The sequence below is a fragment of the Aeromicrobium duanguangcaii genome, from assembly GCF_024508295.1.
GTDB lineage: Bacteria > Actinomycetota > Actinomycetes > Propionibacteriales > Nocardioidaceae > Aeromicrobium > Aeromicrobium duanguangcaii.
This window is the reverse complement of record NZ_CP101990.1, coordinates 2,057,258-2,077,754: the sequence shown is the minus strand read 5'-3', so window position 1 is coordinate 2,077,754 and position 20,497 is coordinate 2,057,258. Positions and strand designations below refer to the sequence as shown.

19 protein-coding genes are annotated in these 20,497 nt (G+C 70.0%); 13 read left to right on the top strand and 6 right to left on the bottom strand.

Annotation, left to right across the window (positions count from 1 at the left end):
• Positions 1-21: 21 nt before the first annotated feature.
• From NP095_RS10230 to ilvD, 4 genes are read left to right on the top strand one after another with little or no spacing between them, the layout of a single operon-like run.
• Positions 22-1,020: a patatin-like phospholipase family protein gene (locus NP095_RS10230; RefSeq protein WP_154597022.1), complete on the top strand. Its 999-nt coding sequence runs from the start codon at positions 22-24 to the stop codon at positions 1,018-1,020.
• 46 nt (positions 1,021-1,066) lie between these two features.
• Positions 1,067-1,687 (top strand): SatD family protein, encoded by a 621-nt coding sequence (locus tag NP095_RS10225; protein WP_232419053.1) that lies wholly within the window; start codon positions 1,067-1,069, stop codon positions 1,685-1,687.
• Positions 1,687-2,370 (top strand): hypothetical protein, encoded by a 684-nt coding sequence (locus NP095_RS10220; protein ID WP_232419054.1) that lies wholly within the window; start codon positions 1,687-1,689, stop codon positions 2,368-2,370. Before NP095_RS10225 ends, NP095_RS10220 begins: the two co-directional genes overlap by 1 nt.
• A gap of 41 nt (positions 2,371-2,411) precedes the next feature.
• Positions 2,412-4,106, top strand: coding sequence for a dihydroxy-acid dehydratase (ilvD, locus tag NP095_RS10215; protein WP_232419055.1), 1,695 nt, complete (start codon positions 2,412-2,414; stop codon positions 4,104-4,106).
• Positions 4,107-4,173: 67 nt separating this feature from the next.
• Here ilvD and NP095_RS10210 read toward each other — a convergent pair whose 3' ends face one another.
• A complete protein-coding gene (locus NP095_RS10210; RefSeq protein WP_154597026.1) occupies positions 4,174-6,255 on the bottom strand; it encodes an acyltransferase family protein in 2,082 nt (693 codons plus the stop codon).
• 58 nt (positions 6,256-6,313) lie between these two features.
• Here NP095_RS10210 and NP095_RS10205 point away from each other — a divergent pair, with 58 nt between their 5' ends.
• The 5 genes from NP095_RS10205 to ilvC all read left to right on the top strand — a co-directional run bounded on the left by NP095_RS10205 (position 6,314) and on the right by ilvC (position 11,949).
• Positions 6,314-7,741 (top strand): SDR family NAD(P)-dependent oxidoreductase, encoded by a 1,428-nt coding sequence (locus NP095_RS10205; RefSeq protein WP_187411424.1) that lies wholly within the window; start codon positions 6,314-6,316, stop codon positions 7,739-7,741.
• A 4-nt stretch (positions 7,742-7,745) separates the two neighbouring features.
• Positions 7,746-8,288, top strand: a complete 543-nt coding sequence (locus NP095_RS10200) for a GNAT family N-acetyltransferase (protein ID WP_154597027.1) — start codon at positions 7,746-7,748, stop codon at positions 8,286-8,288.
• Between the two features lie 259 nt (positions 8,289-8,547).
• Complete coding sequence (locus NP095_RS10195) at positions 8,548-10,323, top strand: acetolactate synthase large subunit (protein WP_232419056.1); 1,776 nt, start codon at positions 8,548-8,550, stop codon at positions 10,321-10,323.
• Positions 10,323-10,853: an acetolactate synthase small subunit gene (ilvN, locus tag NP095_RS10190; RefSeq protein WP_154597029.1), complete on the top strand. Its 531-nt coding sequence runs from the start codon at positions 10,323-10,325 to the stop codon at positions 10,851-10,853. Before NP095_RS10195 ends, ilvN begins: the two co-directional genes overlap by 1 nt.
• Before the next feature lie 70 nt (positions 10,854-10,923).
• Positions 10,924-11,949, top strand: coding sequence for a ketol-acid reductoisomerase (ilvC, locus tag NP095_RS10185; RefSeq protein WP_232419057.1), 1,026 nt, complete (start codon positions 10,924-10,926; stop codon positions 11,947-11,949).
• Positions 11,950-12,011: 62 nt separating this feature from the next.
• Here ilvC and NP095_RS10180 read toward each other — a convergent pair whose 3' ends face one another.
• From NP095_RS10180 to yczR, 3 genes are all read right to left on the bottom strand, one after another.
• Positions 12,012-12,902 (bottom strand): universal stress protein, encoded by an 891-nt coding sequence (locus NP095_RS10180; protein ID WP_232419058.1) that lies wholly within the window; start codon positions 12,900-12,902, stop codon positions 12,012-12,014.
• Positions 12,899-14,389, bottom strand: coding sequence for an APC family permease (locus tag NP095_RS10175; protein ID WP_232419059.1), 1,491 nt, complete (start codon positions 14,387-14,389; stop codon positions 12,899-12,901). The genes NP095_RS10180 and NP095_RS10175 overlap by 4 nt, the downstream gene beginning before the upstream one ends.
• A 107-nt stretch (positions 14,390-14,496) precedes the next feature.
• Positions 14,497-15,942 carry a MocR-like transcription factor YczR gene (yczR, locus tag NP095_RS10170; protein WP_232419060.1) on the bottom strand — a complete coding sequence of 482 codons (1,446 nt, stop codon included), beginning with the start codon at positions 15,940-15,942 and terminating at the stop codon, positions 14,497-14,499.
• A gap of 60 nt (positions 15,943-16,002) precedes the next feature.
• Between yczR and NP095_RS10165 the strand changes: the two genes are divergently transcribed.
• Both NP095_RS10165 and yczE read left to right on the top strand, forming a co-directional pair.
• The gene (locus NP095_RS10165) at positions 16,003-16,131 is read left to right on the top strand and encodes a hypothetical protein (RefSeq protein WP_256766087.1); all 129 of its coding nucleotides are present in this window, start codon (positions 16,003-16,005) and stop codon (positions 16,129-16,131) included.
• Positions 16,128-16,727: a membrane protein YczE gene (yczE, locus tag NP095_RS10160; RefSeq protein WP_232419062.1), complete on the top strand. Its 600-nt coding sequence runs from the start codon at positions 16,128-16,130 to the stop codon at positions 16,725-16,727. The genes NP095_RS10165 and yczE overlap by 4 nt, the downstream gene beginning before the upstream one ends.
• A 9-nt stretch (positions 16,728-16,736) precedes the next feature.
• Here the strand turns inward: yczE and NP095_RS10155 are convergent, their stop codons facing one another.
• Both NP095_RS10155 and NP095_RS10150 read right to left on the bottom strand, forming a co-directional pair.
• Positions 16,737-17,171 (bottom strand): aromatic ring-opening dioxygenase LigA, encoded by a 435-nt coding sequence (locus tag NP095_RS10155; protein ID WP_232419063.1) that lies wholly within the window; start codon positions 17,169-17,171, stop codon positions 16,737-16,739.
• A 68-nt stretch (positions 17,172-17,239) separates the two neighbouring features.
• Positions 17,240-17,803: an O-methyltransferase gene (locus tag NP095_RS10150; protein ID WP_232419064.1), complete on the bottom strand. Its 564-nt coding sequence runs from the start codon at positions 17,801-17,803 to the stop codon at positions 17,240-17,242.
• 493 nt (positions 17,804-18,296) lie between these two features.
• On the opposite strand from NP095_RS10150, the gene NP095_RS10145 reads away from it, so the two are divergent.
• Together NP095_RS10145 and NP095_RS10140 are read left to right on the top strand one after the other, a co-directional pair.
• The gene (locus NP095_RS10145; protein ID WP_232419065.1) at positions 18,297-19,355 is read left to right on the top strand and encodes a 3-isopropylmalate dehydrogenase; all 1,059 of its coding nucleotides are present in this window, start codon (positions 18,297-18,299) and stop codon (positions 19,353-19,355) included.
• A gap of 43 nt (positions 19,356-19,398) precedes the next feature.
• On the top strand, positions 19,399-20,493 hold the full coding sequence (locus NP095_RS10140) for a branched-chain amino acid aminotransferase (RefSeq protein ID WP_232419066.1): 1,095 nt from the start codon (positions 19,399-19,401) through the stop codon (positions 20,491-20,493).
• Positions 20,494-20,497 lie beyond the last annotated feature (4 nt).

Here is a 20,497-nt window from a genome sequence, read left to right as displayed (position 1 = left end):
CCCACGCCCTAGAGTCGAACCGTGGACAACGAGCGCACGGTCGACCTCGTCCTGGAGGGCGGGGGAGTCAAGGGCATCGCCCTGGTCGGAGCCGCTACAGCCCTCGTGGAGAACGGGTACTCGTTCGCCCGGATCGGTGGGTCGTCCGCCGGCGCGATGGTCGGCTCGATCATGGCGGCGATGCAGCACGCGAACGAGCCATTCAGCCGGGTCGACGAGATCATGCGCACGATCGACTACATGGCGTTCGTCGACCGGCGGCCCGCGGCGAAGTACCTGAAGTGGGCGCCGCGCGTGGCAGACCTGTGGGGGATGCTGTTCCACCTCGGTGCGCATCCCGGGCGGCACCTGGACCAGTGGTTGCGCGGCGTCCTGGCCGACCTGGGCGTGCGGACCTTCGGTGACCTGTACTTCGACGACCCCGGCAGCTCCCTTCCCCAGAACCAGTCGTTCCGCCTCGTCGTCACCGCCAGTGACCTGTCGCGTCAGCGCGCGATGTTCCTGCCGTGGGACCTCGAGGCGCACGACCGCGATCCGTTCGACTATCCCGTCGCCCGGGCAGTGCGCGCCTCGTCCGCGATCCCGTTCTTCTTCGAGCCGGTGAAGGTGAACTCGCAGTTCGGCAAACTGACGCTCGTCGACGGATCCCTGCTCCGCACCTATCCCATCGACGTCTTCGACCGCACCGACGGCAAGCCCAGCCGCTGGCCCACGCTCGGCGTCCGGCTCAGCTCGCCCGCGGGGGAGCGGGCGAAGGCCAAGCCGGTCACCTCGCCCGTCGCGCTGCTGGAGAACCTCATCAAGACCACCGTGGACTCGACCCAGGTCCGTCACGTGAGCGATCCGGCGTCCATTGACCGCAGCATCTTCGCCAAGCCGAAGGGTGTGCGGTTCACCGACTTCGACCTGACGCCCGAGCAGCGCACGAGCCTGTTCGAGGCGGGGCACAAGGCGGCGACGAACTGGGTGGCCAAGCACCCTGCCGGCCCGCCCGCGTCGCAGCCGCTCGAATCGCTGTGAAGGCGTCATCTTCATTTCCTCGAAGTAAAGGTATATGCTTCATTTCATGGAAATGAAGGCAGGACCTTCAGAGTGCGTCGCCCTGATCGGCGACCTGGTGGCCTCGCGCAGCGCGCCCTCGCGGCGTGCGGCCCAAGAGGCGCTGATCCAGGCGCTGGCTGCCGCGCATGAGCTCGTCCCCTCGATCCAGGCCCCCGCGCCCACCATCGGCGACGAGTTCCAGTCGACCCACGAGACCCTCGATCAAGCGCTGCTGGCGGCGTTGGTCGTGCGACTCGCGCTACCCGAGGGGATGGACGCGCGGGTCGGCATCGGGGCCGGGACCGTCGAAGTCGTCGGTCGCTCCGAGTACGGTCTCACCCAAGATGGTCCGGCCTGGTGGAACGCGCGCGACGCGATCGGCCAGGTCGAGCAGCGCGCCGGCCGACAGTCCGGACTGCGTACCTGGGTGCACGAAGGGGGAACGGTGAACGCCTATCTGATGGTCCGCGACCATGTGGTCAGCGGCTTCGACGGACGCCAGCGCCGGCTGGCGCTCGGGCTCATCCAGGGACGCACGCAGCGTCAGCTCGCTGAGAGCGAGGGCATCTCGCCCTCCGCCGTCTCCCAGTCCCTGCGCCGCAGCGGAGCCCTGGCGGTCGTCGATGGTCTCGAGCTGGTGCGCTGATGGCCCTGCTCGCCCTCGTCCTGCTGGCCATCTGCCTGGCCCAGTACCTGCGTCAGATCGGTCCCGCCTGGGTGATCGCCGTCCAGGGCGTCCTGATGATCGCGATCGTCGTGTTGACCGCCCACGGCCTCGGCTACGGCCCCGGCGCCGGTTGGCTGCCGGTCATCGTCGGCTTCTGGTGGGCCAGTGCCCGCGCCCTGCCGTCGTGGCGGCTGCCGGGGATGATCGCCTCCGGCGTCGCCGGCCTGTTGGCTGTGGTGGCCTCGCCGCTCATCGACCGTGAGACGCCCCCGTTGCTCGACTGGTTCGAGGATCTCGGCGTTCCCGGCCTGATGAACGTCGGCCTCGACGAGTTCGTGCTGGCCGTCGTCATCGCGGTGGCGCTGATCGGTCCGGCCAACGCCGTCGTGCGCGAGGTCCTCGATCGCGTCGGACGCGGCCTGCTGGGCGAGGAGCGCCGGCTCAAGGGCGGTCGCGTCATCGGCCCGCTCGAGCGCGTCATGGTGTTCGCCTTCGCCGTCGGCGGCAACTACGGGGGAGTGGCGGCGATCCTCGCGGCCAAGGGCATCCTGCGATTCCCCGAGATCTCCAAGGACGAAGGCGACGGCTCGCGAGCCGAGTACGTCCTGGTCGGCAGCTTCGTCAGCTGGTTCCTCGCGTTGGCGCTCGTGCCGCTGTTCTGACCTCGCGACGGTCCCGGGGCAGGCGGTCGTACGATTCCCCTATGGCCGAGACCCCTGACACCCCCGAGATCGACATCAAGCCGCGGAGCCGCGACGTCACCGACGGTTTGGAGAAGACCGCCGCGCGGGGCATGCTCCGCGCGGTCGGGATGGGGGACGACGACTGGGTGAAGCCTCAGATCGGCGTGGCCTCCAGCTGGAACGAGATCACCCCCTGCAACCTGTCCCTCGACCGCCTCGCGAAGGCCGTCAAGGAGGGCGTGCACGCCGGTGGCGGCTACCCGCTGGAGTTCGGCACGATCAGCGTCTCCGACGGCATCTCCATGGGCCACGAGGGCATGCACTTCTCGCTCGTCAGCCGTGAGGTCATCGCCGACTCGGTCGAGGTCGTCATGTCGGCCGAGCGCCTCGACGGCTCGGTCCTGCTGGCCGGCTGCGACAAGTCCCTGCCCGGCATGCTCATGGCTGCCGCGCGCCTCGACCTGTCCAGCGTCTTCCTCTACGCCGGCTCGACCCTGCCGGGCAGCGTCGACGGCAAGGACGTCACGATCATCGACGCCTTCGAGGCCGTCGGCGCCTGCATGAAGGGCCTCATCTCCCGCGAGCAGGTCGACAAGATCGAGCGCGCGATCTGCCCCGGTGAGGGCGCCTGTGGCGGCATGTACACCGCCAACACGATGGCCTCGGCCGCCGAGGCGCTCGGCATGAGCCTGCCCGGCTCGGCCGCGCCGCCGGCCCCCGACCGCCGCCGCGACGACTACGCCAAGAAGTCCGGCGAGGCCGTCGTCGAGCTGCTCCGCAAGGGCATCACCGCCCGCGACATCATGACGCTCGAGGCGTTCGAGAACGCCATCACCGTCGTCATGGCGCTCGGCGGCTCGACCAACGCCGTCCTGCACCTGCTGGCGATCGCTCGCGAGGCCGGCGTCCCGCTGACGCTCGACGACTTCAGCCGCGTCGGCGACAAGGTCCCGCACCTGGGCGACCTCAAGCCGTTCGGCCGCTACGTCATGAACGACGTCGACAAGGTCGGCGGCATCCCGGTGATCATGAAGGCGCTGCTCGACGCGGGCCTCATGCACGGCGACGTCATGACCGTCACCGGCAAGACGATGGCCGAGAACCTCGCGCACATCGACCTGGGCCTGGACGGCGACGTCATCCGCCCGCTCGACAAGCCGATCCACAAGACCGGCGGCCTGACGATCCTGCACGGCTCGCTGGCTCCCGAGGGTGCGGTCGTCAAGAGCGCCGGCTTCGACGAGTCCGTCTTCCGCGGCACCGCCCGCGTGTTCGACGGTGAGCGTGCCGCGATGGACGCGCTGGAGGACGGCACCGTCGTCGCCGGCGACGTCGTCGTCATCCGCTACGAGGGCCCCAAGGGCGGCCCCGGCATGCGCGAGATGCTTGCCATCACCGGCGCCATCAAGGGCGCGGGCCTCGGCAAGGATGTCCTGCTGCTCACCGACGGCCGCTTCTCCGGCGGCACCACCGGCCTGTGCGTCGGCCACGTCGCCCCCGAGGCAGTCGACGGCGGCCCGATCGCGTTCGTCCGCGACGGCGACCCGATCACGCTGGACGTGGCGAACAAGACGCTCGACGTCGAGATCGAAGAGGCCGAGCTGGAGCAGCGCAAGGTCGGCTGGGAGCCCAACCCGCCGAAGTACACCTCCGGCGTGCTGGCCAAGTACCGCAAGCTGGTCAGCTCGGCCGCGCACGGCGCCGTCACCGGCTGACCCCAGCACGAAAGAACGCCGCCCCGGTGATCCACCGGGGCGGCGTTCGTGTGTCCGGGTGCTGTGATCAGCCGGTGAGGCCGGCGCGCGCCAGCTCGCGCCACACGATCGGCGCCATCGTGCGCACGAACGTGTCGGTGAGGTGGTTCGAGTCGGCGTAGACGGTGACGCCGCCGATCACGGCGGGGCACTTCCGCTCGTCGCACAGCACGTCGCGCAGGTCCATCGCGTGCGTGCGGTCACCGGCCTTGGCCGCAGTGACGAACGGGTCCGGCTCGACCAAGGTCTTCGACCGGTCCAAAGCACAGTCGGCCTGGCGGTCCTGGGGCGTCTGCTCCAGGCATGCGTTGACCTCGTTGCGCGCCTGCAGCGGGATGTCCGAGAGCGCGACGACCGGCACGCCACGGTCCGTCGCCGCCGACCACGCCTCGAGCAGCCCGGCCGTGCGCTCGTCCTCGCTGCCGGGAACCCGGTCCGCGCGCGCCGTCGTGATGACCAGGTCGTACTGGTCGGCCTTCTCGGCCATGATCGCCGACATCTGCTGCTTGAAGTCCACGCACTCGTCGACGTACTTGATCCGCCACGGGTCCGCGGTGGTCCACACGCAGCCGCTCTGGAAGTAGCCGTCCCACGCGACCTTGCCGTCGTCGGCCCACTCGCGCAGCACCGAGCTCATCATGCGCGCGTGCGAGTCGCCCACGATCGCGACCTTGAGCGTGTCGGGGTCGGCCCAGTCGCCACCGCTGCAGGGCTTGATCGCCTCGCCGACCGGGCGCTGCGAGCACCAGCCCTCGGGCGGACGGTCACCGTTGGCCGAGCGAGGGTCGGGGATCTGCAGCCGATCCAGTTCGGGGTTGTCGCACGGCTTCTCGGGATCGTGCGAGGCGGCGCCGAAGCATGCGGGCGCCTGCTCGGCGATGGACTCGGCGATCTCCTGATCGCGCTGCAGGGCCCGATCGCTGGACTTGATCGCCATCAGCGACGGCACGATCACGGCAGCCATGGCGAGCGCCGTGAGGCCGTACGTCAGCCGCGGCCGCGCGTGCTTCAGGAACGTCGACGTCCGCACGGGGTCCTCGATGAGCCGCGTGGACAGGCCCGCCAGGACGAATGTCAGGACGAGGATCCCCACCAGGGCGAACGGGCCGTTCTCGCGGCCGCGCACGAACGGCAGCAGCACGATGAGCGGCCAGTGCCACAGGTACAGCGCGTACGAGACGTCACCCGTCCACTGCACCGAGCGGCGGCGCAGCAGCGGCATGGGGGACAGGGCCGACCCCGGCGAGCCGGCCGCGATGAGAAGCACGACCGCGGCCACGAGTGCCACGATCGGCAGCCCTGGCACGGGCGTCGCCTCGTCGAAGAGCAGGCCCGCGGCGACCATGAACGCCAACGCACCCCAGGAGACCAGCGAGCGGGCGACATCGGGCAGTCGCTTCAGCAGGCCGGGGGAGAAGGCCAGCAGCGCCCCCGCGCCGAACTCCCACGCACGCGTCGTCGCCGCGAAGTACGCCTGCGGGACGCCCTGCGCGACGAGGTACAGGCTGTGAGCCAGGCTGGCCGCCACGACGACCGCGAGCACGGCCGCGATCATCGGTCGCCGGTCGCGCCCGAACCGCACCGCGAGCCACAGGCCGAGGGTCACCAGCAGCGGCCACACCAGGTAGAACTGCTCCTCGACCGACAGGGTCCAGTAGTGCTGGACGGGCGAGGCGATGTTCTCCTGCGCGAGGTAGTCCACCGAGTCGTCGGCCAGCAGCCAGTTCTCGACGTACACGGCCGACGCGATCATCTCGCGGAAGAACTGCGACCAGTACTGCTGCGGCACCCACAGCCACGTGGCGACGCCGGAGACTGCGATGACCGACAGTGCGGCCGGCAGCAGGCGCCGCGCCCGCCGGGCCCAGAACTGCGCGAACGAGATGCGACCGTCGCGGTCGATCTCGCGCAGCAGATGGCTGGTGATCAGGAAGCCCGAGATGACGAAGAAGATGTCGACGCCCACGTAGCCGCCGGGCAGGCGACCCGGCCACAGGTGGTAGATCACGACGAGCAGGGCAGCGAGTGCGCGCAGGCCCTGGATCTCGAGTCGATGATCGCGGGAAGGGGTGACGGCGCCGGGTGGGGAAGTGGCGAGGCGCGTGGTCACTGGCCGATACTCCCATGCTGACCCACGGCGTCTCGGTTGCAGTCGTTAGAATTCCGGGGTGCCGAACTTCACCGACGACGAACTCGAGACCGCCCTCAAGGTCCTGGGTGAGGCGCAGTATCTCGGTGACGAGGATGAGGCGTACATCGCTCTGCGTCGCGCCTGTGGCAAGTTCTACAAGGACGTCAAGAAGCAGCGCCGCCGCGCCAAGCGCGACGCCGTCAACGAGGCCGACCGCGAGGTCATCGAGCTGACGGCCACCGGCTCGCCACGCCGGATCGACGACGAGACCGCCGGCATCCCGCTGGTCTCGAACGTCAAGGGCGCCACCGCGGGCGTGCTGACCGTCGCCCGTGGCTGCTACATCTGCAAGCAGAAGTACACGGTCGTCGACGCGTTCTACCACCAGCTGTGCCCCGAGTGCGCCGCCCTGGGCCACGCCAAGCGCGACGCCCGCACCGACCTGACCGGCAAGCGCGCCCTGCTGACCGGAGGCCGCGCCAAGATCGGCATGTACATCGCGCTGCGGCTGCTGCGCGACGGCGCCCACCTCACGATCACGACGCGCTTCCCGCGCGACGCCGTCCGCCGCTTCAGCGCCCAGCCCGACAGCGCCGACTGGATCGACCGGCTCAAGATCGTCGGCATCGACCTGCGCGACCCGGCCCAGGTGATCGGCCTGGCCGACGAGGTCGCCGCGGCCGGCCCGCTCGACATCCTCATCAACAACGCCGCGCAGACGGTGAAGCGCCAGCCCGGCTCCTACTCGGCGCTCGCCGAGGCCGAGTCCCAGCCGCTGCCCGAGGGCTACACGCCCGAGTTGGTCACGTTCGGCCACACGAGCGACGCCCACCCCGCCTCGCTCGTCGGCTCTGTCACCACGCACCAGGAGTTGGCCCGCGATGCCGTGACCGCCGAGGAGCTCACGTCGATCGCCCTCGAGGCGGGCTCGGCCGACCTCGCGCGCATCGACGCCGGAGGTCTGCTGCCCGACATCGTCGACACCAACAGCTGGGTCCAGCACGTGGGCCAGGTCGACGCGCTCGAGCTGCTCGAGGTCCAGCTGTGCAACAGCGTCGCGCCGTTCATCCTCGTCAGTCGGCTGCGCCCCGCGATGGCCGCGTCGCCGGCGCGACGCAAGTACGTCGTCAACGTCTCGGCCATGGAGGGCCAGTTCTCGCGCGGCTACAAGGGCCCGGGTCACCCGCACACGAACATGGCCAAGGCCGCGCTCAACATGCTCACCCGCACCAGCGCCCGCGAGATGTTCGAGACCGACGGCATCCTCATGACGGCCGTCGACACCGGCTGGATCACCGACGAGCGTCCGCACGTCACCAAGAAGCGCCTCGCCGAGGAGGGCTTCAAGGCCCCGCTCGATCTCGTCGACGGTGCCGCGCGGGTGTACGACCCGATCGTCCGGGGCGAGGCCGGCGTCGACCTGCACGGCGTCTTCCTCAAGGACTTCGAGCCCTTCCCGTGGTGAGCCGATGGATCTCGCGAGTCTGACCACCGAGCGGTTGGTGCTGACGGCGGTGTCGCAGGACGACCTCGCCGACCTGCACGCGCTGCATGCCGACCCGCGGGTCTGGCGCCACCTGCCGTCGGGCGTGCACACCAGCGCGCAGCAGACCAGTGACGAGATCACGATGTACGCCGCGGACTGGGAGCGCGACGCGCTCGGCTACTGGACCGCGCGTCGGCGCGACGGCGGCGACCTGGTGGGCATCGGGGGAGTGCGGCTGAAGCCGACCGCAACCTGGAACCTGTACTACCGGGTCTCGGCCGACCACCACGGTCAGGGCTACGCGGGCGAGCTCGTCGAGGCCGCGATGCAGGCGGCCGCCACGGTGGCTCCCGATGCCCCGGTGGTCGCCTACCTGCTGGAGCACAACGAGGCGTCGCGGCGCACCGCCGAACGGGCGGGGCTGACGCAGGTCTGGAGGGGGCCGGACCGGGACGTGCCCGGCGGCGTCCGCCTCGTCTACGCCGACCGCGACCTGCCTACGGCGACCCTCGCAGCGCTGCACTGAGGACGCTCCAGTCCACATCGTGGACTTCCGGTCTCACAACTTGACCACGTGAGGAGGTCGGAGCACACTGTTCCCATGCACTCCCTGCTTCTCGTACTTCGCTGACGCGCCGGCCCACACCGCGCGCGTCCCGCCCTCGTCGCCTCACGGCCGAGGGTTTTTTCATGCGATGAATGGACCAGGAGAGGCAGGCAATACGATGGGGAACCGAGCACCGGCTGCGATCACGGGGTGGCCGGCAGACGAGACGGGTAAGGCAATGACCGAGACGGCACCGGAGACGATGACCGGGGCGCAAAGCCTCGTCCGATCGCTGGAGAAGGCCGGAGTCGAGGTCATCTTCGGGATCCCCGGCGGCGCGATTCTGCCGGCGTACGACCCGCTGTACGACTCCTCGATCCGACACATCCTGGTTCGACACGAGCAGGGCGCGGGCCACGCCGCCCAGGGCTACGCCATGGCCACCGGCAAGGTCGGTGTCTGCATGGCGACCTCGGGCCCGGGTGCCACCAACCTGGTCACCGCGATCGCCGACGCGTACCTCGACTCGGTGCCGATGGTGGCCGTCACCGGCCAGGTCGCCAGCACCGTCATCGGCTCGGACGCCTTCCAGGAGGCCGACATCCGCGGCATCACGATGCCGATCACCAAGCACAGCTTCCTCGTCACCGACCCGGCCGAGATCCCGCGCGTCGTCGCCGAGGCCTTCCACATCGCCTCCACCGGCCGTCCCGGCCCGGTCCTGGTCGACGTCGCCAAGGACGCGCTGCAGGCGATGACCACCCACCAGTGGCCGCACGAGCTGGCGCTGCCGGGCTACCGCCCCACGACCCGTCCGCACAACAAGCAGGTGCGCGAGGCGGCCCGGCTCATCGCCGAGGCCGAGCGCCCGGTGCTGTACGTCGGCGGTGGCGTCATCAAGGCCGAGGCCGCAGCCGAGCTGAAGATCCTCGCCGAGCTCACGCAGATCCCCGTCGTCACGACGCTCATGGCGCGCGGCGCGTTCCCCGACTCGCACGAGCTGCACCTGGGCATGCCCGGCATGCACGGCTCGGTCGCGGCGGTCCTGGGCCTGCAGAAGTCCGACCTGCTGATCACCCTCGGCGCGCGCTTCGACGACCGGGTGACCGGCAACCTCGACACGTTCGCCCCCGGCGCCAAGGTCATCCACGCCGACATCGACCCGGCCGAGATCAGCAAGAACCGCGTGGCGGACGTCCCGATCGTGGGCGACGCCCGCGAGGTCATCGCCGACCTCATCCGCGCGCTGCAGAAGCAGACCGACGAGGACGAGCTGACGGGCGAGTACACCGCTTGGCGGAAGTACATCGTCGGCGTCAAGGAGAAGTTCCCGGTCGCGTACGACAAGACCGACGGCGGCCTCGCGCCCCAGACGGTCATCGAGCGCATCAACGCCGCCGCCGGTCCCGAGGCGATCTACACCTCGGGCGTCGGACAGCACCAGATGTGGGCCGCCCAGTTCGTGCAGTACGAGCGCCCGCGCCAGTGGCTCAACTCCGGTGGCGCCGGCACGATGGGCTACGGCGTGCCCGCCGCGATGGGCGCCAAGGTCGGCGCCCCCGATCGCGTCGTGTGGGCCATCGACGGCGACGGCTGCTTCCAGATGACCAACCAGGAGCTCGCCACGTGCGCGCTGGAGGGCATCCCGATCAAGGTCGCGGTCATCAACAACTCCTCGCTGGGCATGGTGCGCCAGTGGCAGACCCTGTTCTACGAGGGCCGCTACTCCAACACCGACCTGCACTCCGGTCCCGAGTCCATCGGGGCGCGCCGGATCCCCGACTTCGTCAAGCTGGCCGAGGCCTACGGCTGCGTGGGCCTGCGCTGCGAGAGCGAGGACGAGCTCGACGAGGTCATCGCCAAGGCGATGAGCATCAACGACGTGCCCGTCGTGATCGACTTCGTGGTCGAGCGCGACGCCATGGTCTGGCCGATGGTCGCGGCCGGCACGAGCAACGACGACATCAAGATCGCCCGCGATCTGGCCCCCGAATGGGATGAGGAAGACCTCTGATGCCCCAACACACTCTGAGCGTGCTGGTCGAGAACACCCCCGGCGTCCTGGCTCGCGTGTCGAGCCTGTTCATGCGCCGCGGCTTCAACATCGACTCGCTGGCCGTCGGCCAGACCGAGATCCCCGAGGTCTCGCGCATGACGATCGTCGTCAACGTCGACGAGCTGCCTCTGGAGCAGGTCACCAAGCAGCTCAACAAGCTGGTCAACGTGCTCAAGATCGTCGAGCTCGACTCCGGCGGCGCCGTCGAGCGCGAGCTCATGCTGATCAAGGTCAAGACCGACCAGCAGACCCGCGGGCAGGTCCTCGAGACGGTGCAGCTGTTCCGCGCCAAGATCGTCGACGTGGCCGTGGACTCGGTCACCGTCGAGGCCACCGGCGACTCCGGCAAGCTCACCGCGATGCTCAACGTGCTCGAGCCGTTCGGCATCCGCGAGATCGTCCAGTCCGGTCGCGTCGCGATCGGCCGCGGCTCGCGGTCGATCACCGATCGCACGCTGCGCACGGTCCCCGGCACGGCCGCCGGCTGAGCCTCTTCGCTTCCATCACGCGGGCGCACGTGCCTGCGTCCCAGACCCCTCAACCAAGGAGAACCCCATCGTGGCTGAACTGTTCTATGACGACGACGCCGACCTGTCCCTGATCCAGGGCAAGAACGTGGCCGTGATCGGCTACGGCAGCCAGGGTCACGCCCACGCGCTCAACCTGCGCGACTCGGGCGTCGACGTGCGCATCGGCCTGCTCGAAGGCAGCAAGAGCAAGGCCAAGGCCGAGGCCGAGGGCCTGCGCGTCCTGTCCGTCGCTGAGGCCGTCGAGGAGTCGGACGTCATCGTCATCCTGACGCCCGACCAGGTCCAGCGTCACGTGTACTCCGAGTTCATCGCCCCGAACCTCACCACGGGCGACGCCCTCGTGTTCGGCCACGGCTTCAACATCCGGTACGGCTACATCAAGCCCGCCGAGGGTGTCGACGTCATCATGGTCGCGCCCAAGGCCCCCGGCCACACGGTGCGTCGCGAGTTCGTCGCGGGCCGTGGCATCCCCGACATCATCGCGGTCGAGCAGGACGCCTCGGGCCACGCCTGGGACCTCGCGCTCTCGTACGCGAAGGCCATCGGCGGCACGCGCGCCGGCGTCATCAAGACGACCTTCACCGAGGAGACCGAGACCGACCTGTTCGGTGAGCAGGCCGTCCTGTGCGGTGGCGTGTCCCACCTGGTCCAGGCTGGCTTCGAGACGCTGACCGAGGCGGGCTACCAGCCCGAGATCGCCTACTTCGAGGTCCTGCACGAGCTCAAGCTCATCGTCGACCTCATGTGGGAGGGCGGCATCGCCAAGCAGCGCTGGAGCATCTCCGACACCGCCGAGTACGGCGACTACGTCTCGGGCCCGCGCGTCATCGACGACGGCGTCAAGGATCGCATGGTCGAGGTGCTGAAGGACATCCAGTCCGGCGCGTTCGCCGAGCGGTTCATCGCCGATCAGGACAACGCCGGCAAGGAGTTCCTCGAGCTGCGTGAGAAGGAGGCCGGTCACCCGATCGAGGCCACCGGCAAGACGCTGCGCTCGCACTTCTCCTGGAAGCAGTCGGACGACGACTACACCGAGGGCAGCGCGGCTCGCTGATCGGCTGAAGTCTCCGGACGCGGCGTCCCCATCGGCCCTCGGGTCGGTGTGGGGCGCCGCGTTCAGTACGTCCGGGGGCGGGGGAGCAGCACGACCGGCACGGGGCTGTGGTTGACGATGCGCGTCGCGGTCGAGCCGACGAAGACGCGCGCCACGGGGCCGTGCCGGCTCGATCCCACGGCGAGCAGGTCGCCGGCGCGCCACTGGTAGGACTCCAGTGCCAGGGACCAGCGCTCGGCCGTGGTGACCTGGTCGGTCGTCACCTCGGTGTCGGGCGCCAGCTCGCGGATCTTGTTCGCCAGCTCCTGCTGATGGTTGCGGACCAAGGTGCCCCACGCCCGCTGGACGCCCTGGTCGGCGAAGGCCGAGTACGCCGTGCGTGAGCCACTGCGCACCGCGAACGTGACGATCTCGACCTGCACCTTCAGCCACGACGCGAGGTCGGCGATGGGCTGGTGCAGCGCGACGTCGGACGCGGTCGGGTCGACGGCCACCACGAGGCGCTGGATGCCGTCGTCGTGGGAGCGGTAGCCCCGAGGGGCCAGCGCGATGGGGACGGCCGAGCTGTGTGCGAGGCGGTCGTTCGTGCTCCCGAACGCGATCCGGCCCAGGGCGCCGTGCGAGGCCGAGCCCGCGACGAGCACCCGGGCGCGACGCGCGATGCACTCGTCCAGCAGGGCCTGGGGGACCGAGGTCGCCGTCTTCGTCACGGGGACCGGCTCGATGTCGGGACCGAGGTGCTTGCGGGCGGTGGCGATCGCCTCCTCGGCCTGCTCGCGCACGTCGGCGCGCCATTCGTCGTCCACGCCCGCGAAGTCGCGCAGCGAGCCCCAGCTGTCCTGAACGACGCTGACCAGCACGAGCTCATCGCCCGTGGTGCGCGAGAGCTCGGCGGCCAGCTCCAGCGGGGCGGCGTTGCGGGTGTCCGAGCCGAATCCGACGACGATGCTCACGAGCGTTCCCCCTCCGCGACCTGGTTGAGGCGCGAGTGCTTGTAGCCGTACACGAAGTAGACCGCGAGGCCCAGGACGAGCCAGACGATGAACCGCAGCCACGTGTCGACCTTGAGGCTGGCCATGAGGCCCAGGCAGGCGGCCACGGTGACGATCGGCAGGATCGGCACCCACGGCGCCCGGAAGGGGCGGTTCATGTCGGGCTCGGTGCGGCGCAGGACGATGACCGCGATCGCCACGACGACGAAGGCGAACAGGGTGCCGATGCTGACCATCTCGGCCAGGACCGAGATCGGCACGAAGCCCGCGAGCAGGGCCACGACCACGACCGTGATGCCGGTCATCAGGACCGGGGTGCCCCACGTCGGGTGGATGCGGCGGAACGCCTCCGGCAGCAGGCCGTCGCGGGCCAGGGCGAAGCCGATGCGCCCCATCGCCACGAGGTCGACCAGGATCACGGACGTCAGGCCGGCCACGGCCGCGACGCCGATCAGGATGCCGGCCCACTCGAGGCCGACCTGATCGAAGACGTCCGCCACGGCGTCGCCCTCGGAGAGGTCGGAGTAGTGCACCATGCCGGTCAGGACCAGGCAGACGCCGACGTACAGCAGGGTGCAGATCCCGAGCGTGCCCAACAGGCCCAGCGGCATGTCGCGCTTCGGGTTCTTGGTCTCCTCGCCGAGGTTCGCGACGGCCTCGAAGCCCGAGTAGGCGAAGAACACGACGGCGGCCGCGACGAAGACGCCCGTGATGCCGAACGTGGCGGGCTCGATGCCCGAGAGGAACTGCCACAGGGGAGCGTGCAGGCCGCTGGCCTCGGAGCCACTCGCCGTGGGCGTGGACTCGGGGATGAACGGCACGAGGTTGCCGGTCTTGACGTAGAAGGCGCCGACGGCGATGACGAAGACGCAGACCAGCACCTTGATGACGACCAGCCCGTTGGTGACCCAGGCGGACTCGCGGATGCCGCGCATCGCGACCCAGCCCAACAGGATCACGATCGCGATGGCGCCGACGTTGACGACCGACCCCTCCTCGGCGAACCACTTCTCCGGCAGGTCGAAGACACCGGCGACGTAGCCTGACCAGCCTCGTGCCACGACGGCCGAGCCCAGGGCGAACTCCAGGATCAGGTCCCACGCGATGATCCAGGCGAAGATCTCGCCGATCGTCGTGTAGCTGTACGTGTAGGAGCTGCCCGCCGTCGGCACCGCCGACGCCAGTTCGGCGTAACAGAGCGCGGCCAGCAGGGCGACGGCTCCCGCGATCAGGAACGAGATCGTCACGGCCGGGCCGGCGTTCTCCTTGGCCTGCAGTCCGGTCAGCGTGAAGATGCCCGTGCCGATCACGATGCCGATGCCGAAGCCGATCAGGTCGATGGCCGACAGGTTCTTCTTGAGGCGGCCGTGTCCCTCGTCCGCGTCACCGGGAACCTCGTCGTTCTGGTGGATGACGTCGTCGACGTTCTTCTTCCTCAGGACGTCCATGCTGCTCCTCGCGCCGGGGCGCCCCGGGCGGGGCGTCGCCTGCACAGCACTCTGTGCTCTACCCATCACCCCCGCAACAGCAGTGATCGTGTGGGAGGTCACATGGGTCAGGCGATGAGGTCCACGGCGTCCGGGTCGGCGGCGCCACCGGTCTGGCCGCTGGCCACCCGGGACCATGCGCGGGCGAGTCGGACGACGGCCTCCTCGAGCAGATCGGGGCGCAGCGCGAACGGCAGTCTGAGGTGGTGCTCGCCGAGGGTGGGCAGCGTCGGGAAGAACCGCGGGCCGGGCGTCAGGGTGAGTCCCTCGTCGAGCGCCACCGCCGTCAACGCCGAGCTCATCGGCGCCGGCAGGGTGGCCCAGACCGAGAGCCCACCGTCGGGCAGGTTGACCTGCCAGTCCGGCAGTCGACGGCCGACCGCGTCGAGCAGCACGTCACGGCGCTCGCGCAGATCGGTGGTGCGCGCGCGCAGGTCGATCTCACCGTCCTCCAGCGCCGTCGCCACGATGAGCTGGTCCAGTGCGGCAGTGCCGAGGTCGCGCACCATGCGGGCCTGCACGAGACGCGGCACGAGCGTGCGGGGTGCCCGGATCCAGCCGATCCTCAAGCCGCCCCAGATCGACTTGGCGACTGATCCGACGACGATCGCGTCCGGAGCGTGCGCGCCGTAGTGCTCTGGCTGGGGGAGTCCGCTGACGTTCACGTCCCTCAAGGTCTCGTCGATGATCGTGGTGACGGATCCGCGCGCCAGCGACCGGGCGATCTCGGCACGCGCCTCGGACGGCATCGACGCACCGGTCGGGTTGTGGAAGTCGGGCACGAGCAGCGCCAGCCGGGCCGCGGGCGCCAGTCGCGCCACCTCGTCGACGGGCCAGGGGGAGTCGTGCGCGGGCAGTGGCAGCAACCGTGCCCCGGCGCGTTGGAGCATGTCGAAGGCGTGCGGATATCCGCAGCCCTCCACCAGGACGCGGTCTCCCGGCCGGACCAAGGCCGAGACCAACAGCGACAACGCGCTCTGGGCCCCGGTGGTGACGATGATCTGGTCGGGGTCGGTCGGTACGCCGTGGCGGGAGTACCGCGCGGCGATCCGCTCGCGCAGGACCGGCAGCCCGTCGGGCAGGTAGCCGTCCGTGGCCAGCACCGACGGCAGGGCGCCCATCGCGCGCTCGACCAGTGCGGAGAATCCCTCGGGTGCCTCGGAGGCGGCGGCGGTCAGCGCGATGCCGTCCGGGCGGTCCGGGCGAGCGAGCATGCTCATCGAGCCCGACACGCCGAACGGCAGCTCGACCACGGTGCCCGAACCCTGGCGCGTGCGCACCAGGCCGTCCTCGCGCAGCACCTCGTAGGCGCGCGTCGTGGTGGTGCGGCTCAGTCCGGTGGCGTCCGCGAGGCTGCGCTCGCTGGGCAGGCGGGTGCCGGTGGTGATGCGCCCGTCCATCACGGCCGTGCGGATCGCGGCGGCCAGCCGCCGGTACGCCGGGCCGGTGCCGGAGTCCCAGGACCCCACGACGGTGGCCAATCGGCGGGCGGTGAGGGGCGCTGCTCCGTCCATGTGGCCACCTTGGCAGGATTGGCCATGGAAACCAAGTCCAATCGCGCGCATGCTGGGGGAATGTTCTGGTGGATGATGCTGGCCCTCACGGTGTGGGCGATGGTGGCGACGGTGCGAGCCGTCCGGCGCGACGGCCTGCGGCGGGTGCCGACGGCGCGGATCCCTCGGCGGCCGGAGCCGCGTCGATGACGCGGCGGATGGTGCAGCTGCTGATCGGCCTGTGGCTCTACGGCGCCACGATGGCGTTCATGGTGCGGGCGGGCCTGGGCCTCGACCCGTGGGACGTGTTCCACGAGGGCGTCACGCACCACGTGCCGCTGACCTTCGGCCAGGTGGTGATCGTGGTCGGAGCGCTGCTGCTCCTGCTGTGGATCCCGCTGCGCCAGCGTCCCGGCATCGGAACGGTGGCGAACGTGCTCGTGATCGGTGTGGCCGCCGACGTCACGCTCGCGATCCTGCCGCCCGCCGACGGCGTGCTGCTCGGCGTCCTGCTCCTGCTGCTCGGTGTCGTGGGCAACGGCCTGGCCGGTGCGATGTACGTGGGCGCGGGCCTGGGCACCGGTCCGCGGGACGGGCTGTGGACGGGCGTCGTGCGCCGGACCGGGGCCAGCGTGCGGCGGGTGCGCACCGGTCTGGAGGTCCTGGTGCTGGTCAGCGGTTTCGCGCTCGGGGGAACGGTCGGCCTCGGGACGGTCCTCTACGCGCTCGGCATCGGTCCGATCGTGCAGTTCTTCCTGCCGTGGTTCGAGATCCGTCCCGCGGGGCCGGAGCCGGCCGCCGCGTGAACGGAGAGCTCAGGCGAGTTTGCGCAACGACCAGCCCAGCAGGAGCCACAGGACGCCCATGCCCATGGCGAACGCCGCGACACCGTAGGCCACGACCGAGGTGAAGAGCGAGGCGCGCAGGAACGACGCGTTCATCGCGACCTCGCGCACCGGATCGTCCTGACCCAGTTGGGCGTACGTCTTGCCGTCGGTCGCCTCCAGGGCGTGCTTCTCGATGACCTGGGCCTCGGAGTAGGCGTCGAGTGGGCCGTTGACCTGCTTGCCGCCGAACCACTTGGCGTCCTCGGCGACGGTGATGTCCTGGGCCTTGAGCTGGTCGGTGACGACGTACCAGGTGGCCGCGCCGGCGATGATCAGCACGATCCCGGCCAGGATCGAGAGCAGCCCGACGACGCGGACGCCGCCGGTGTTGCGGGTGTGATGGTCGGTGTGCGAATCGGACATGACGTGCGCCTTTCGTCGGGTGACCAGGTGAGACCGACCCTAGGCGCTATCTCGCGTCCCTGCCCAGATCAGCGGCGGGTGGCGATGATCAGACTGGCGTCGGGATCGATCAGCATCTCGACGGCGGCGAAGCGCTCGTCGGTCAGCCACTGCTCGCGGACGGTGTCCACCTGGCCGTCGACGATCGGCGGCCAGAAGGGGGAGGGGACGAAGTCGTCCAGCACCGCGATGCCTCCGGGCTCGAGCAGATCCGCCAGGAGGTCGATGCTGGCCATGACCTCGCGCACGTCGACGAACAGCAGCGAGAACGGGGCGTACTGCTCCAGGACCGTCCAGTCGCCACACGTCACCTCGACGTTCTCGGCGTCGTGGAAGATGCCCTGCACGTCCTTCGAGAGACCCGGGTCGAGCTCGGCGGTGACGATGTGGGCGCCCTTGGGGGCGCCGCTGGACAGCCAGGCCGATCCGACGCCGCAACCGGTGCCCAGCTCGGCGAGGGTGCCGGTCCGCGACGCGGCGAGGGTGGCCAGCAGTCGGCCGGTCTCGCTGCGGGTCGAGGTGATGAACCCGCGGCGCCGGGACAGGTCCAGCGCGCGGGCGACCAGTTCGGGGACTTCGGCCGGTGCGCTCATCAGACCAGTGTTCCACGTGGCCCGCGGGACGGCAGTGGCAGTCACGGTCTGAGACGCGCCGCGGAAGGGGGTTCCGGTGACCCTCGCGGCGTGTATGCTCGCGGCCATGCGGAAGCAGCTCGTACTCATCGCTTGCCGCGGCAGGACCTCCTAGGGCCACACCTGCCGCGGAGTTTCGGCGTTGGCTCGACGACTCTGCAGCAGATGTTCTGGACCAGGACCTGGTTCTCCTCCTCTGAAATCGCTGATCGACGTCACCCGTCTCAGCTCGTGGCCCCGCAGGGTCGTCGGTCCCGTCGGATCCCGCACGACAACCCCGCCACTTTCCTTCAGAGGAGCACTCATGTACGCACCGACCACCGTCATCGAATGGGGCCCGGCCCACCTGCGCGATCAGGCCGACGAATCCGACGTCGTCCCGGAGGACAACTGACGACCGTATGTCGAGACCCAAGTTTCAGCATCTGAGATCGACAGTCATAGGATGGGACGCATGACCAGCACCTACTCGCTCGCGGTCGTTGCCGGAGACGGCATCGGCCCCGAGGTCACCGACCAGGCCCTGAAGGTTCTCGACGTCGTCGCCGAGGGCGCCGGACTCACGTTCGACCGGACGGCCTACGACCTGGGGGCGCGCCGCTGGCACGCCACGGGCGAGACGCTGCCCGACACCGTGCTCGAGGAGATCCGCGGGCACGACGCGATCCTGCTGGGCGCCGTCGGCGACCCGTCGGTCCCGTCGGGCGTGCTCGAGCGCGGACTGCTGCTGCGGCTGCGGTTCGAGCTGGACCACTACGTCAACCTGCGCCCGTCGAAGCTGTTCCCCGGCGTCCCGACGCCGCTCGCCGATCCCGGCGAGATCGACTTCGTCGTCGTGCGTGAGGGCACCGAGGGCCCGTACGTGGGCAACGGCGGCGCCATCCGCGTGGGCACCCCCCACGAGGTCGCCACCGAGGTCAGCCTCAACACGGCGTTCGGTGTCGAGCGCGTCGTCCGCGACGCCTTCGCCCGCGCCCAGGCGCGCCCGCGTCGCAAGCTGACGCTCGTGCACAAGAACAACGTCCTGGTGCACGCCGGTCACCTGTGGAGCCGCACGGTCGAGGCCGTCGGCGCCGAGTTCCCCGACGTCACGGTCGACTACCTGCACGTCGACGCCGCCACGATCTTCCTGGCGACCGACCCGGCCCGGTTCGACGTCATCGTCACGGACAACCTGTTCGGGGACATCCTGACCGACCTCGCCGCCGCCATCACCGGTGGCATCGGCTTGGCCGCCAGCGGCAACGTCAACCCCGATCGCACGTCGCCGAGCATGTTCGAGCCGGTCCACGGCTCGGCTCCCGACATCGCGGGTCAGTCCAAGGCCGACCCGACCGCCGCGATCCTGTCGGCCGGTCTGCTGCTGGAGCACCTCGGTCACGCCGCCGAGGCGCAGCGCATCACCGCCGCGGTCGAGGCCGACATCGCCGCGCGCGACGGTCAGCCGCGTTCCACGCAGGAGGTGGGGGAGGCCATTGCCGAGCGCGTGGCCGCGGAGGTACCGGTCGCCTGACGACCTGACCTCCCCTCCCTGTGAAAGGACTATCGTGTCCGGCATGACCACCCCCGCGTTCAACCCCAGGATCGAAACGAATCCGAACGCGCGCAGCGCCGCCGATCGCGCCGGGATCCTCGAGGACCCCGGCTTCGGCAACTACTTCACCGACCACATGTTCCTGGCCGAGTGGACTCCGGACCGCGACTGGCACGACGCCCGCGTCGTGCCGTACGGCCCGCTGTCCCTCGACCCGGCGACCGCGGTCCTGCACTACGCGCAGGAGATCTTCGAGGGCCTCAAGGCCTACGCCCACGCCGACGGCTCGGTGTGGCTGTTCAGGCCCGAGGCCAACGCGCTGCGCATGCAGCGCTCGGCCCACCGCCTGGCTCTGCCCGAGCTGCCGGTGGACTGGTTCATCGGATCGGTCAAGGCGCTCATCGAGACCGACCGCGAGTGGGTGCCCACGGGCGAGGAGCGCAGCCTCTACCTGCGGCCGTTCATGTTCGCGTCCGAGGTCTTCCTCGGGGTGCGGCCGAGCCAGCACGTCACCTACTCGGTGATCGCCTCGCCCGCCGGCGCCTACTTCGCCGAGGGCGTCAAGCCGGTCGACATCTGGCTGTCCAGCCAGTACAGCCGGGCGGGCTTCGGTGGCACGGGCGCTGCCAAGTGCGGCGGCAACTACGCCGCGAGTCTGCTGCCGCAGCAGGAGGCCGCCGCCAACGGCTGCGCGCAGGTGGCGTTCCTGGACTCCGTCGAGAATCGGTGGATCGAAGAGCTCGGTGGCATGAACCTGTACTTCGTCCACTCCGACGGCACGCTCGTCACGCCCGAGCTCAGCGGCTCGATCCTCGAGGGCGTCACCCGTGACTCGATCCTGGCCATCGCCAAGGACCTCGGTCACGAGGTCGTCGAGCGCCGGATCGCGATCGACGACTGGCGCGACGGTGTCGCCGACGGCACGATCACCGAGGTCTTCGCCTGCGGCACCGCCGCGGTCGTCACCCCGGTGGGCAAGCTCAAGTGGGACGGTGGCGAGGTCGTGAGCGCCGAGGGCGAGTCCGGCAAGGTCACCGCCGACATCCGCTCGGCCCTGCTCGACGTCCAGTACGGACGCGCGAAGGACACCCACGGCTGGATGACGCAGGTCCTCTGACCTC